Source organism: Streptomyces sp. NPDC051105, from assembly GCF_040682795.1.
Lineage (GTDB): Bacteria > Actinomycetota > Actinomycetes > Streptomycetales > Streptomycetaceae > Streptomyces.
The window spans coordinates 105,559-119,593 of record NZ_JBFBBR010000013.1; the positions used below are offsets into that span (position 1 = coordinate 105,559).

A 14,035-nucleotide genomic window follows, 5' to 3' on the forward strand; every position below is an offset into this window, starting at 1 on the left:
GCTCCTTACCGTGAGTGGCAGCACTGCCACACACCCTCGAATTACTGCCAGGGGTGAGGCACACTGGCAGCATGCTGAAGAACGTGGCGGCAGTGCTTCTGGACGGCGTGCACCCCTTCGAACTGGGGGTGGTGTGCGAGGTCTTCGGCCTCGACCGCTCCGACGAGGGGCTGCCGGTGTACGACTTCGCGGTGGTCTCGGCGGAGGGGCCGTCGCTCGGCACCCATGTGCCGGGCCTGACGGTCTCCACGCCGTACGGCCTGGACCGGCTGGACGAGGCCGATCTGATCGCGGTGCCGGCCTCCGACGCCAACGTCGACCGGGACTACCCGCCCGAGCTGCTCGACGCACTGCGCCGGGCGGTGGACCGGGGCGCCCGGGTGCTGAGCGTGTGTTCCGGCGTCTTCGTCCTTGGCGCGGCCGGGCTGCTGGACGGGCGGCGGTGCGCCGTGCACTGGCGGCATGCCCGGCTGCTGGCCCGCCGTTTCCCGCGCACCCGGGTGGAGCCGGACGTGCTGTACGTCGACGAGGACCCGGTGCTCACCTCGGCGGGCACCGCGGCCGGTATCGACGCCTGTCTGCACATCGTCCGCAAGGAGCAGGGGCCGGAGGTCGCCAAGAAGATCGCCCGGCGGATGGTGGTGCCCCCGCACCGGGACGGCGGCCAGGCCCAGTACATCGAGCGCCCGCTGCCGGAGGGCCCGTGCGACACGGTCGGCGAGGTGCTGGCCTGGATGGCGGAGCATCTCGACCAGGAGGTCACCGTCGAGCAGCTGGCCGCCCGCGCCCTGATGGCCCCGCGCACCTTCGCCCGCCGCTTCCAGCAGGAGACCGGCACCACGCCGTACCGCTGGATCCTCCGGCAACGGGTGCTGCTGGCCCAGGAGTTGCTGGAGGGGTCCGACGAGACGATGGACGCGGTCGCGGGCCGCACCGGCTTCGGGACGGCGGCCGCGCTGCGGCACCAGTTCGTGAAGGAGCTGGGCACCACGCCGAACGCCTACCGGCGCGCGTTCCGGGGCCCGCAGGCCGCCTGAGCGCACGCCGGTATCAGGAGTCACTCGCCGAGCGGTCGGTCACCAGGGCACGGGCGTGAGCAGCAGCCGGTGCGGCCGGAGCGTGATGCCCACCCGGGTGGCGTCGTTGGACCCGGGAACCTGTTCGAAGCGGTACCTGGCGCACAACGCCGCTGTGATCAGGCTGAGTTGGGCCATGGAGAAGTGGTCGCTGGGGCACTTGCGGTTGCCGACGCTGAAGGGGCTCATGGCGTACTTCGGCACCTCCTGGGCGCGCTCCGGAAGCCAGCGGTCCGGGTCGAAGTCGAGGTGCGCGTCGTACGACTCGGCGTCGCGCTGGATGGCGTAGGGGCTGTAGACGATGTCGGCCCCCGCCGGAATGCGATAGCCGCCGAGCTCGGTGTCGGTCTTGGCGCGCCGCGTCAATATCCATACGGCGGGCCGCAAACGCATCGCCTCGACGACGACATTGTTGGTGTGCGTGAGCCGCCGAACGTGCTCGAATCCAACCGGTCGGCCTCCTGTCACGGATTCGACCTCGGTCCGTACCCTCTCGGCATATTCCGGGTGTTCGGCGAGGACCTGGAGCAGCCACATGATCGTGGACGCGACAGTTTCGCTGCCGGGGGTGAGTATCGCGACGACCTGGTCGTGGATCTCCTGTTCCCCGATGGCCTCGCCATTCTCGTCCTTCGCCGACAGCAATGCTGTCAGCAAATCGTCCGGCTTTTGACCAGATGCCCGACGCTCGGCGACGATCTCGTCGACGAGGAGATGCAAATCGGCCAGCGCCCGGTTGAATTGGCGGTTGGCCGGCAGTGGCAGCCGGTACAGCGGGCCCAGTGGTACGACCATCCGCCGGTACATACCGCGGAAGACGCTCGCGAGGTCGACGCTCAGCCGCTCGGCGCGCTCGTCCATGTACTCGCCGCGCAGCAGGCAGCGGGCGGCGATGCGGACGGCGACGCGGAAGGACTCCGAGGTGCAGTCGACGGTGTCGCCGGGCTGCCAGCGCTCGGTCAGCGCGTGCGCCTCCTCCTCCATGACCGGCCCGTAGTCGGGGATCGCGGAGAGGTTGAACGCGGGCTGGATGGTGCGGCGCTGGCGGCGGTGGCGGGGACCGTTGGCGGTGGCCACGCCCTCCTTGCCGAGCAGTCCTTCCAGGGACTCCCAGAGCGGGCCGGCGATGATGAAGTCGGGGTTCAGGGCGAGGGCGCCGGTGAGCGCCGGGGTGGTGACGGCGTACACCTCCTTGGGGCCGAGGCGCAGGCGCACCATGTCGCCGTCGGCGCGCAGCCGGGACATGAAGGCCAGTGGGTCGCGGACCAGCTGCCAGCCGTGGCCGAGTATCGGCACACCACCCCCGGCCAGGGGCGGTTCGCGCAGTTCACCGCGTTCGGAAGCCTCCGTGGTCGCGGGCTTCACGGACTCGACGGTCATTTCTCACCTGCCGCTTCGTTGTTGACGTACGGGGGCGTGGACCGGTCGTCCCAGCTGTCGACCGTGTAACGGCCGGATTCGTGGTGGAACCAGTAGACGGAACTGAACCAGTTCCGCATATTGGCGACACAGGCCAGGACCGCGGCACCGAGTTCCTTTCCGTACACGGTGCCGTCGTCGAGCTGTTCGGCGAATCGATGAGCGGTCCGCTCGGCGGTCAGGAATTCACTGACGCATTCCTCGACGCGTCGCCTGACTTCTTCGACCGCCCGTTCCAGACTCATTCCCTCGTGGGTGACGAGACTGATTCCGAGATTGTGCACCTCATTGCCCGCTATTTCCTTGGGCAGCGAGCAGAGGTCGTTGTACCAGGCGGCGAATTCCTGGCTGAGCAGCGCCGGACGGCGGTATGCCGGATTCCTTCGCACGACGTCCGGGAGTTCGGTACCGGCGCTCGGTTCGAGCAGGTCCGTCCATATCCAGTGGGCGAAGGTGAGGCGTCGCAGGGCGAGGTATTCCTCGACCCCCGGAACATATCCCGAGGTGCGGTTGCGGTACTCACGGTCGTACGCCTCGATCACCTCGTGGAAGTGCCGGGCGAACCGCTGGTTCCAGGTCCCCGGCAGGAACGAGTACAACCGCGCGATACCGTCCGCGAACCCCGCGACCAAGGTGTCCGGGTGGTGCAGATGATGCAGCGGGGCATCGAGGGCCGCGTGTAAACGGAACCTCAGCCGCCGCCAGTCGGCCGACCGTCCGTGCACCACGTCACGGTCGTGCCGGTCGTCCCAGACGAAGAACCACGCGCTGTAGTCGCATATCGCCTGGATCACCTCGTCGGACGCGCCCAGGTAGTAACCGGCCATGAGGTCGGTGTAGCAAAGACCGTCGGCATATTCCTGCACCTTGTCCGCCGGCATCAGCCGTTTTTCCAGCAGCCAGAGGCGGGTCTTCTCCTGGAGCCGTGGCCAATACGGATGCAGTTGCCGAGGAAACTCGGCCTCGATGACAGGCAGGGCGAGTTGTGGTGGAACCGCGATCGCCGTCGGCGTCGATGTGGTGCTGCGTGAGAAAGCGTGCACGAACAAACCCCTCTCAGCCGCCAGGTGCGCACACCCCTCCCGCTGTGCCGGGCGTGCGCCGTTGCGTATCCCCGCACTTCCATTCAGCACCACAACTGACCGATCTGGGAACGGATTTGCTCCATTCACTACCCCGCTATGCCGAGAATCTCCCCTTGTGTGACTGGTCCGGGTTCGCTAGGGGCGCACAAAGGATCGAATGCACGACGGACAGGTGAGCGAGTCTGACCGAACATGACGAACGCCTGGCCGGGACAGTCCCGACCAGGCGTCACAACAGCCCTTGTCCGTCTCAGTCGTTGGCGACCACGGGGTAGCGGGGCTCGTTCTCGGCCATCTGCCGCAGGGCGTCCTTGCGCTCACGCTTGGAGAGCCGGTCGATGTACAGGTACCCGTACAGGTGGTCGGTCTCGTGCTGCAAACACCGAGCGAAGTAGCCGGTGCCGCGCACCTTGATCGGGTTGCCCTGCTCGTCCTGCCCGGTGACCTCGGCGTAGTCGGGCCGGGCGAGCGGGGCGTAGGCGGTGGGCACCGACAGGCAGCCCTCGTTGCTGTCGTCCAGCCGCCGCTGGTCCGCCGGCAGGTCGACCAGCTTCGGGTTGCACACCACACCGACGTGCCGGGCGCCCTCGTCGTCCTGGCAGTCGTAGACGAAGACCTTCAGATCGACGCCGATCTGGTTGGCGGCGAGGCCGACGCCCTCGGCGGTCCGCTGGCTGGCGAACATGTCGGCGACCAGCTGCGCCAGCTCGTCCCCGAACTCGGTGACGTCCTTGCACTCCTTGTGCAGCACCGGGTTCCCGACGACGGTGATGGGCCGCGAGGTCCCCCGCGCACGCCAGGCGTTCTCGCGCTCCTCGGTCCCCTCGGTGTCGACGACGAACCCCTCGTCATCCACGGGGAGCACGCCCACGTGCTGCTGATCGGTGTCCTGCTGCGCCATGACCGACGTAAGCCTTCCTAGGTAAAACAAGGTGATGTTGCTGATACAGGGTACGGGGAGTGGCCTGTCTTTTAGGGGCGCGGGGAACTGCGCGAGCAACCACACACGGCCCGCAGCGATCCACCGGCCTCAGCAGACCTCTTCCAGATCCCGCCAATCCCGGGAGTCAGGGCTGTCCGCGACCCAGCCGTCCAGCAACCCCCTCACCAGCGCGGCCGGCGCAGCCACCCCGCACTCACGCTCCGGCACCCACAGCTGCCCGTCCGTCCGATGCCCCAGCGGCCCCGGATGCCCCGGCTCACTGTGGTCGTGCGGATCCAGGTGCACCCCGTCGCCCTCGTCCGACGGCATCCGCGACTCGGAGCACATCCGGCACAGCAACCGCACCGACGAGGACCAGTCCTCCGCCGCGAACCCGGCGTCCCCGGCCAGCTGCTCCAGCGCGTCCCGGTCGGCCTCCGTCGCCGCCTCCAGCAGCACCACCCAGGTCGGCACCGGCGACGGCGCCCACAGCTCGATCTCGTCGAAGACGGGGTACGCGTGCCCGGTCGCCGTGGTCCGCTCGCCGTGCGGCACGCCGTCGTGCAGCACGACCTCGCCCCAGCGCCGCCCGGACGACGGCAGCGGAATGGACTGCACCTCGATCCGGGCGGGGTCCAGCCGCCGCCCCCACACCACCTCGGCCTCCCCCTCCGGGGACAGCCGTACGGCGGCGCTGCCCAGGTCCATCCCGGCCGGCTCACCGGACACGGTGGCGCCGCCGGGCACCCGCAGCCCGTACGCCTGCCAGGCCCGCCGGGCCAGCGGCCAGTCCTGCAGCGCGGTCGCGGCGATGCCCACGTTCCACCAGTCGGGCGCCCCGGTCTCCCGGTCGAGGAGGGCCACCGCCCGCAGGCCGGCCGCCCGCGCCTGCTCCCAGTCGTGCCGGAACTTGTGCAGCAGGGCGAGGTTGAACCAGGACTCGGACAGCCAGGGTTCCAGGTCGGCGGCGCGTGTCAGCAGTTCGCCGGCGTCCTCGTACCGGCCGTCGCCGATCAGCGTGAACGCGCGGTCGGTGGCCTGCCGCCAGGAGGCGGAGGGCCGGTGCCGTCCCTTTCCGAAGATCCTCACGATTCCCGCCTGCCAGTTCCATTTCCGCACAGTGGGCTGGCTTGTGCCCCCGGACACGCTCTCCCTCGCATCCAACCACGTACGACGGGAGGGCCGCTCATTACCCATGGGTTACCCAGCCGCGCGCAAGGTCAGACAGTCTCTGGAGAGTACGCGCGCCAGGCACTCCACGACCTCGGGAGCGTAGTCCCCAGCGGTGGCCAGCCGTAACTCCTCCAGAGCGGTCAAGGGTCCGCCGGGCCCGGAATCCCGGGCCTTCTCCTCGTACGCGTTGACGACCCGCACGATCCGGGCGGCGAGCGGCTGCTCCCGGTAGGGATCGGCCTGCCGCTCCACGACCACGGCGACCGCGGCGTCCACCCCGGTCTGCCGTACGACGGCACCGCCGAGCAGGGCGATCCGCCGCTGCTCCGCCGCCGGCAGCCCGGCGGTGGCCCCGGCGGGCACCGGGTCGACGAGACTGAGCTGGCCGATGTCGTGCATCAGCGCCGCGTACTCCAGCACGGTGAGCTCCGCTTGGGACAGCCCCAGGTCACGCCCGACGGCCTGGCTCAGCGTGGCGACCCGGCGGGCGTGCCCGGCCGGGGTGTACCCCGCTATCTCGGTGGCACGGGCGAGGGAGGCGATGGTCTGCCGGTAGGTGGCCCGGACGGCCGTGTACCGGCGCAGGGACAGCTGGGTGAGGAGGAGGGGCAGACAGAAGACGGGCAGCGCCCAGAGCCCCACGACGGCGACGGCCAGCGCCATCACCGCGCCGGTGGCGCAGACGGCGGACCCGATGCCGAGCAGCCCCCGCAGCTCGTCCCGCAGCAGCGGCCCGAACGGCCATCCGGTGCGGGAGTGCGCCTGCGCGGCGGCGAGCACGGCGTCGCACAGCGCGGTGAGCACCAGCAGCGCGACCAGCAGCAGCGCGTACGCCGGTCCGCCCCACTGCGCCGACACGCCTCTGCTGTAGAGGGGTTGGAAGCAGACGGCGGCGAAGCCGACGGTGAGCACCCGGCGGGCGAGGTGGTCCAGGGTGGGCCGGCGCCCGCCGGCTATGTGGGGCACGCTGCCGAGCAGCGAGGCCGCGCAGACGACGGTGACGACCTGAAAGGCCCCGTCGTGGGTGGCGGCCCCGCCGTCGGCACCGAGCAGGGCGTAGGCGAGCCCCCCGGCAGCGGCGAGCGGAGCGGCCTCCCGGGCCTCGGCACCGCTCCGCCGGCTGAGCTCTCCGACGGCGACGAGCCCTCCGAAGGCGAGCGCGATCCTCCGGTCCGCGAGCCCTTCCCAGAGCGTGCCGCCGAGACATCCGAGGCCGAGAACCAGCGCGGCGCCCCGGATGCCCCACAGAGCGGCGGGAGGACGGCACCGAAAGCCCGCAGACCCACCGCCAGAGCCAAGACCGACCCCCCGAAACCCAACCGCCCCCTCAGAACCACGCCCACCACCCCCGACCACCAAACCCACCGAGCCACTCCCCACACCACCGACTCCCGACAGCGAACCCGCCGAGCCACCCCCCACACCAGCAGCCCCCGAAGACGAACCCACTGGACCACACCCCACACCACTGCCCCCCAACGACGAACCCAACGGACCACACCCCCCGCCACCGGCCCCGCACGACGACCCCGTCGAGTCACGCTTCGCCTCCGTAGATCTCGGAGACGGAGCGGCGGGGTCGGGGGGCGTCCGTCCCGGGGTGAGTGACGGGTCGTCGGACGTCATGGGGTGCCCCGGCCTACGCTCTGGGCCTCGCTGCTCGGCCGACTGGAAACGGGTGGGTCGGTTGGGAAGTCGTCGGCGGTTACCGCGGGGTGCCAGCCCTGTTTGGCCAACGCTCGGACCAGGGCGTCGACGGCGCCCGCGTCGAACTGCCGGCCGGCGCAGCGTCGTAACTCCTCCACCGCCGCCCCGACCGGCCGGGCCCGGCTGTAGGAGCGCGTCGAGGTCATCGCGTCGAACGCGTCGGCGACGGCCACCACGCGGGCGGACTCGGGGATCTGGCCGCCGGCCAGACCGTAGGGGTAGCCGCTGCCGTCGATGCGCTCGTGGTGGTGGAGGATCGCCGCCCGGGCCTCGCCCAGGAAGGAGATCCCGCGCACCATCTCATGGCCGTACTCGGGATGGAGTTCGATGATCCGCCGTTCCTCCGGGGTGAGCGGCCCGTCCTTGCGGAGCAGCCGGGTCGGGACGCCCAGTTTCCCCACGTCGTGCAGGATCCCGGCGAAGCGGAGCACCTCGACCCGCTCGTCGTCCATGCCCAGTTCGCGCGCGATCATCACGGAGGCCTGTCCGACTCGTTCGGAGTGCCCGCGGGTGTAGCCGTCCTTGATGTCGACGGCCTGCACGAGCGCGCGGATGGTGGCCTGGTGGGCGGCCCGTTCCCGGTGGTACTGGGCGAACACCCACCAGGACACGCACATCGGCAGCAGGACGAGCAGCGCGGCGACCGGGCCGAAGGGGCTGCGCCACAGCACCGCCATCATCAGCCCGGCGAGCCCGTGCACCCCGATCGGCCCGAGGGAGCGGGAGAGCAGGCCGCGCCAGGCCCGTCGTACGGGCACGCGCTCCGCGAGGGCCAGGATCCCGCCGTCCAGCAGGGCGAGCACCCCGCAGAACGCCAGAACCGCCGCGGCACACGGCAGCAACGCGTACGGGAAGTCGCAGTCCACGACGGCGTCCCGGCCGCCCAGGGCCCAGTGGACCCGCCCCGCGCCCCATACGGCGAGCGCCAGTTCGGCGGCCCGCCAGATCCGCCGTAGTCCCTGCGGCCGCTGGTCGACGGGTGAGAGCAGCGCACCCGGCAGCGGCACGAGCGCCGCGGCGGGCGGGGGCAGCAGGAACGCACCGGCGAGCAGCACCGGGTAGAAGATGCCGCCGAGCCGCCGTCGCAGGACGTGCTCGCATCCCGCGTACAGCGCGGCCAGCAGGGCCACCGCCCACCAGGGCGTGCGCAGGGCCGGAAGCGGCAGCAGACAGCACAGGGCACCGAAGGCGACACAGGTCACGTACGCGCGTGCCCGTGCCGGAACCGCCTCCATCTCGCCCCTCCCCCGACCATGGCCGTCCAGGGTCCGGAGCCTAGGCGGCAACCGGAGGGTCTGGAGGTTATGACCGGAGGATTAGCACATTCGGGTGACGGGCCACCGGGGGCGGCACCGCCCGGCGAGGAGCGCTCAGCTCTCCTGCGGAGCGGCCTGTGCGGCCTGTGTGGTCCGCGTGGGCGTGGCCGTCACGTCGTGCTCCGGGACGGCCTGGCCGGAGCGGATCAGGTCCAGCCGCCCCATCACCTTGGCCCGCAGGTCACTCGGTACGTCGTCGTGGCCGCAGCACCGCTTGACCAGCTTCTTGACGGCCTGCTCCAGCCCGTACTTCTCCAGGCAGGGCGAGCACTCGTCGAAGTGCTGCCTGAACTTGACGCGATCGACGTCCGGCATCTCACTGTCGAGGAACTCGTACAGATGATCGAGTACCTCACTGCAGTCCGTCTCGTGCGGCTCTCCGCAGCTCATGAGCCCGAGCCTTTCGCTTCGTTCGACTCTCCGGCGCCGGCCGGGACGAGCCCGCGCTCACGCGCGTAGTCCTCCAGCATGCCGCGCAGTTGACGGCGGCCCCGGTGCAGCCGGGACATCACCGTACCGATGGGTGTCCCCATGATGTCCGCGATCTCCTTGTACGCAAAGCCCTCTACGTCGGCGAGGTAGACGGCGATGCGGAATTCCTCGGGGATCGCCTGCAGCGCTTCCTTCACATCCGAGTCGGGCAGGTGGTCGAGCGCCTGCGACTCCGCGGAGCGCAGACCCGTCGACATGTGCGACTCGGCGCGGGCGAGCTGCCAGTCCTCGATCTCCTCGGCCGCGGAGCGCTGGGGTTCGCGCTGCTTCTTGCGGTACGAGTTGATGAAGGTGTTGGTGAGAATGCGGTAGAGCCAGGCCTTGAGGTTGGTGCCCTCGCGGAACTGGTGGAAGGACGCGTACGCCTTGGCGTACGTCTCCTGCACCAGGTCCTCGGCGTCGGCCGGGTTGCGCGTCATGCGCAGCGCGGCCGAGTACATCTGGTCGAGGAATTCCAGCGCGTCCCGCTCGAAGCGCGCGGTGCGCTCCGAGGTCGACTCCGCGCTCGCGCCCTGGCCCTCGGGCAGCTCCGCCTGGCCGTTGTCGGTCCCTGCGTCGGTCCCAGTGACCGGACCCACCTCCTCAAGATCCAGGGTGGGACCGAAACCGATCCCACTCGACTCGGAGGATAGAACACGACCCGTGCCTGCCGCCGCTCGAATAGGAGCGGTCTTGGCCGCGTGCAGCACTGTCCAGTCCAGGTCAGCGCTGCTGGTACGGCTCGGGCAGATGGTCGAACCCATGCGGCGGACTTCCTCTCCTTCGGCGTCGGCACTGGTGCCCCAGCGCTTCTGTCCGCTTAAACATGGGTCCACCGCGCAACATTCCCGGGCGTCATCCGAGGTGCGCGAGCCACGCGGTGACGGCGTCCGTGATGATGGTCACTGCCCGTTCCGGCTCGATGCCTGCCCTTTTGGGCACCGCGAACCCGTGATCGCCGTACGGCACCTCGACCAGTCGGTAGTCGCCCGCCGGGAACTCGGCCGGTTTTCCGAACGGGTCGTTCCCGCCCTGGACGACGAGGGTGGGCACTCCGGCCCCGAGCAGCTCCTCGGCCCGCGACTTCTCCGGGCGCCCCGGCGGGTGCAGCGGGAAGCCGAGCGCGAGGACGGCGGCGGCGCCCAGCTCCGTGGCCGTACGGCAGGCGACCCGGGCTCCGGCGCTGCGGCCGCCGGACACCACCGGCAGCCCCGGTGCGGCGAGCGCGGGCCACACGCCCCGCCAGCCCACGTCGAGCGTCCTGGGCGCCGGGGCGAGCTTCTTGCCGGCGACCCGCCAGGGCTGCTCCACGAGTGCGACGGTCACGCCGTGGTCCGGCAGCACCGCGGCGAGAGCCTGGAGGTCCCGGGCCTCGATGCCGCCGCCCGCCCCATGGCTCACGCCGAGCACCAGCCGCGCCTTCTCCGCCTCGTACCAGGTGATGCGGGCGTCCCCCGCCTCCGTACCGACGATCTTCGAAGTGGTCACGCCAGAAGGCTAGAAGAGGGTGCTCTCTTCCGGCGCCTCCAGCTCCGTCAGCAGCTCCGGGCCGTTGTTGCGGACGTTGCTGACGGCCGTGGAGACGGGATAGGCCCGCATCAGGCCCTCCGGCGGCGGGGCGAGCAGCGAGCGCAGGTCCTCGACGTCCGTGCGGGCCGGGTCGAGCCAGGCGTCCCAGCGGTCCGGGGTCAGCATCAGCGGCATCCGGGGGTGGATGTCGGACAGCGACCGCGGGCCTTCGGCGGGGGCCACGGCCAGCGGCGAGGTTTCCGCCTCCGTGGTGATCACCGAGCAGGTCACCCACCAGGCCAGCGGATGCTCGTCGGGCAGCGTGCCGTCCCGCCAGAACTCGTACAGCCCGGCCATGGCGAACACCGAGCCGTCGGCGGGCAGCACGAAGTACGGCTGCTTCCGCGGCCGCTTCTTCCTGCCCTCGACCTCCAGCTCCCGCTCCTCCGCGGCGGTGACCCACTCGTAGTAGCCGTCGGCGGGCAGGATGCAGCGGCGGGCGGCGAAGGCCCGGCGGTACGACGGCTTCTCGTGCACGGTCTCGGCGCGCGCGTTGATCATCCGGGCGCCGCCCTCGGGCGACTTGGCCCAGGAGGGCACCAGGCCCCACTTGAGCCTGCGCAGCTGACGGACCGGCCGCTTGTCGTCCGCGTCCTTCAGGGGCCGGTCGAGAACCGCGTAGACCTCCTTGGTGGGGGCCACGTTGTAGTCGGGCGCCAGAGTCTCCTCGGGCTCCCACTTCTCGACCTCGAAGATTCCGGCCAGGTCCTCGGGTTTACGACTCGACGCGTACCGTCCGCACATCTTCACAACCCTACATTTCACTCCCAGGGCTGAAGCCGGGACGGCGGAATCGGCACCGGGCCGCACGGGGCAGGGCACGCACCCCTGGCATATGTGCTGGTCAATAGCTCAAGCCGATAGGCAGATCAGGCAAACATCCGCAAGTAGTGCAAACTTCTATTACTTCCCTCATTCCACGCATCTTGCTAAGTTTTTCAATGCTTCGGATGCCTTGTCCGGACATTCAGCGGTGATACCTCTCCCGCACCCCCCTCCTCCCCACCCCGCGGCCGGCGCGGCAGGCCGTGGGCTGCCGCGGCACGGCTCACAGCGCTCAGCACTCAGCACTCAGCACTCAGCACCAGGAAGGACTCCTGTGGGAACCATCGACACCCTCAAGGACTTCTACGGCGATGTCGCCGACGACTGGAAGAAGGCCTGGGACGACCTGCTCGACCGGGACGACGATGACGATCTGCCCTTCGGACTGCCCGCGCACGCCTTAGCGGCCATGCCCGGGGACACGCTGCGCACACTCACGGCCATGTCCCTGCTCCAGGACGACGACGACAAGAAGAAGAGCAGGAACAAGAACCGCAATCTCGCGGCCCTCGCCCTGCTGTCCGGCGGAGCGGGCGGGATCGGTGGGTTGGGTGGGTTGGCCGGGCCGGGCGGGGTCGGCGGTGCCGCCGCTGCCGTCCAGCAGCCCGTCGCCGCCCTCACCGGGGCCGTCGGAGCCCCGCTGGCGGCGGCCGGGGAGCTGACCCAGCAGCTGGGCGCACTCCCCCAGCAACTCGCGGCACTGCCCCAGCAGCTCCAGCAACTGACCGATGTGATCGGTCTGTTGATGGACGCGCTGAAGACGGTGGAGCCGCTGCTCGGCGCGGCCGGTGCCATCGGGGCGGTCACCAGGAGCGCGCCCAAGAAGGCGTAGAGCCGCCCCGGCTCACGCCCCTCGCACGCCCCGCCCGCCGGCGTGCCGCGACGGACCCGCACTCCGTCGCGGTACGCGCGCCACCGGAAGGAACCCCGTTCATGGCCCCGCGCACCGGCAGCCGGATGCGGACGGTAGCCGCCGTACTGAGACAGGTCGTCGGCGAGACCAGAGCGGCCGCGCCCTCCGACGCCCCGGACGAGCGGGAGCGGCGGCGGGCCCGGGCCGTGCGCGGCGCCCTGGAGAGCCTGGGGCCCTTCTACGTGAAGATCGGTCAGATGCTGTCCACCCGGCCCGACATGGTCTCCCCGATCATGATCGAGGAGCTGCAGAACCTGCACGACGAGGTGGACGTCCAGCCGTTCTCCGAACTCGAACCCGTGCTGGAGCAGAACCTCGGGCCGGACTGGAAGCGGTACTTCGACGACATCGATGTCGAGCGCCCGCTCGGCGCCGCCTCCCTGGCCCAGGTGCACCGGGTCACCCTGGCCGACGGCCGGCCGGGGGTGATCAAGGTGCAGCGGCCCGGCATCCGGGAGACCGTGCTGACGGACATGGCGCTGCTGCGCCAGGCGGCCCGGCTGACCGCCCGGGTGGCCCCGCGGTTCAGCACGGTCGTGGATGTCGAGTCCATGCTCGGCGGGGTCTTCGACGCCATGGAGCCGGAACTCGACTTCACCAAGGAGGCGGCGAACATGGACCGGGCGCGGGAGGCACTGCGCGGCTTCCCGCGGCTGTCCGTGCCCGGCGTCCTGGCCGCCACCCCGGGGGTCCTGGTGCAGTCCATGGCCCCGGGGGCCTCCGTGCGGAAGGCGGACCCGGCCTCGCTGCGCGACCGCGACCGGCTCGCCGTCAGCCGCGAACTGATCGCGTTCATGTACCGCAGCTACTTCATCGAGCGCATCTACCACGCCGATCCGCACGCCGGGAACGTCTTCGTGACCGACGACGGGGAGGCGACGCTGATCGACTGGGGCATGATCGGCCGGATCGACCAGCGCACCAGCATGCGGCTGCTGCTGGTGCTCATGGCCGTCGCCCAGAACGACGGGCACGGCCTGGCCAAGGCCTGGGTGGAGATGGGCCGCACCACACCGTGGTCGGACATCCCCGGGTTCTCCCAGGACATGGCGGCGCTGGTACCGAAGATCGCGACGGCCTCCCTGGACGAGCTGAACTTCGGCATCACGCTCACCAGCGTCCTCGAGAAGTCGACCCGCCGGGGCATCGCGTCCTGCCCGGCGGTCTCGCTGCTCGGCAAGTCCTTCGCCAACCTGGAGGGCTCGGTGCGCTGTCTGGCACCCGAGCTGGCGCTGGTCGACGTCTTCCAGCGCGAGGTCCCCCGCATCGTCCTGCACATGGTGCGCGAGACCGCCTCCCCGCAGCAGTCGGCACGGCGTCTCCTGGAGGCCACCCTCACCCAGGCCGGGGCCGCCGAACAGCTCCGCGCGCTGAACGACGACATCGCCGACCGCAGCCTGAGGGTGCAGTTCAGCGAGGTCGTGCCGACCCGGTCCCAGGGCGGCAGATCCGGCCCGAACGTGGCGCTCGCCCTCGGTGCCCTCGCCCTCTACCTGGACCACCGGCGGCGCCGGGCGTGAGTGCCCCGCGCCGTCTCTCCCACCCGTCCGCTTCGGGTG

General features: G+C 70.6%; 13 protein-coding genes. 3 read left to right on the forward strand and 10 right to left on the reverse strand.

What is annotated here, in order from left to right; all coding sequences use genetic code 11:
* Positions 1–71: 71 nt before the first annotated feature.
* Positions 72–1,037, forward strand: coding sequence for a helix-turn-helix domain-containing protein (locus tag AB0N16_RS29145; RefSeq protein ID WP_365801743.1), 966 nt, complete (start codon positions 72–74; stop codon positions 1,035–1,037).
* 39 nt (positions 1,038–1,076) lie between these two features.
* Here AB0N16_RS29145 and AB0N16_RS29150 read toward each other — a convergent pair whose 3' ends face one another.
* The 10 genes from AB0N16_RS29150 to AB0N16_RS29195 all read right to left on the reverse strand — a co-directional run bounded on the left by AB0N16_RS29150 (position 1,077) and on the right by AB0N16_RS29195 (position 11,482).
* A complete protein-coding gene (locus AB0N16_RS29150; protein ID WP_365801745.1) occupies positions 1,077–2,456 on the reverse strand; it encodes a cytochrome P450 in 1,380 nt (459 codons plus the stop codon).
* Entirely contained in the window at positions 2,453–3,538 is a 1,086-nt protein-coding gene (cyc1, locus tag AB0N16_RS29155) for an epi-isozizaene synthase (RefSeq protein ID WP_365801998.1), read from the reverse strand. The genes AB0N16_RS29150 and cyc1 overlap by 4 nt, the downstream gene beginning before the upstream one ends.
* A gap of 292 nt (positions 3,539–3,830) precedes the next feature.
* Positions 3,831–4,481, reverse strand: a complete 651-nt coding sequence (gene def / locus AB0N16_RS29160; RefSeq protein WP_365801747.1) for a peptide deformylase — start codon at positions 4,479–4,481, stop codon at positions 3,831–3,833.
* A 129-nt stretch (positions 4,482–4,610) separates the two neighbouring features.
* On the reverse strand, positions 4,611–5,591 hold the full coding sequence (locus AB0N16_RS29165) for a hypothetical protein (protein ID WP_362569632.1): 981 nt from the start codon (positions 5,589–5,591) through the stop codon (positions 4,611–4,613).
* 111 nt (positions 5,592–5,702) lie between these two features.
* Positions 5,703–6,914, reverse strand: a complete 1,212-nt coding sequence (locus tag AB0N16_RS29170) for an HD domain-containing protein (RefSeq protein WP_365802000.1) — start codon at positions 6,912–6,914, stop codon at positions 5,703–5,705.
* Positions 6,915–7,297: 383 nt separating this feature from the next.
* Entirely contained in the window at positions 7,298–8,617 is a 1,320-nt protein-coding gene (locus tag AB0N16_RS29175) for an HD-GYP domain-containing protein (protein ID WP_365801749.1), read from the reverse strand.
* 135 nt (positions 8,618–8,752) lie between these two features.
* Positions 8,753–9,088: a mycothiol system anti-sigma-R factor gene (rsrA, locus tag AB0N16_RS29180; protein ID WP_365801751.1), complete on the reverse strand. Its 336-nt coding sequence runs from the start codon at positions 9,086–9,088 to the stop codon at positions 8,753–8,755.
* A complete protein-coding gene (sigR, locus tag AB0N16_RS29185; protein WP_362313136.1) occupies positions 9,085–9,768 on the reverse strand; it encodes an RNA polymerase sigma factor SigR in 684 nt (227 codons plus the stop codon). The genes rsrA and sigR overlap by 4 nt, the downstream gene beginning before the upstream one ends.
* Before the next feature lie 256 nt (positions 9,769–10,024).
* Positions 10,025–10,657: an alpha/beta family hydrolase gene (locus AB0N16_RS29190; protein WP_365801753.1), complete on the reverse strand. Its 633-nt coding sequence runs from the start codon at positions 10,655–10,657 to the stop codon at positions 10,025–10,027.
* A 9-nt stretch (positions 10,658–10,666) separates the two neighbouring features.
* Positions 10,667–11,482, reverse strand: coding sequence for an SOS response-associated peptidase (locus tag AB0N16_RS29195; RefSeq protein ID WP_365801755.1), 816 nt, complete (start codon positions 11,480–11,482; stop codon positions 10,667–10,669).
* Positions 11,483–11,837: 355 nt separating this feature from the next.
* Between AB0N16_RS29195 and AB0N16_RS29200 the strand changes: the two genes are divergently transcribed.
* Together AB0N16_RS29200 and AB0N16_RS29205 are read left to right on the forward strand one after the other, a co-directional pair.
* Positions 11,838–12,395, forward strand: a complete 558-nt coding sequence (locus AB0N16_RS29200) for a hypothetical protein (protein WP_365801757.1) — start codon at positions 11,838–11,840, stop codon at positions 12,393–12,395.
* 101 nt (positions 12,396–12,496) lie between these two features.
* On the forward strand, positions 12,497–13,996 hold the full coding sequence (locus tag AB0N16_RS29205) for an AarF/UbiB family protein (protein ID WP_365801759.1): 1,500 nt from the start codon (positions 12,497–12,499) through the stop codon (positions 13,994–13,996).
* Positions 13,997–14,035: the final 39 nt, after the last annotated feature.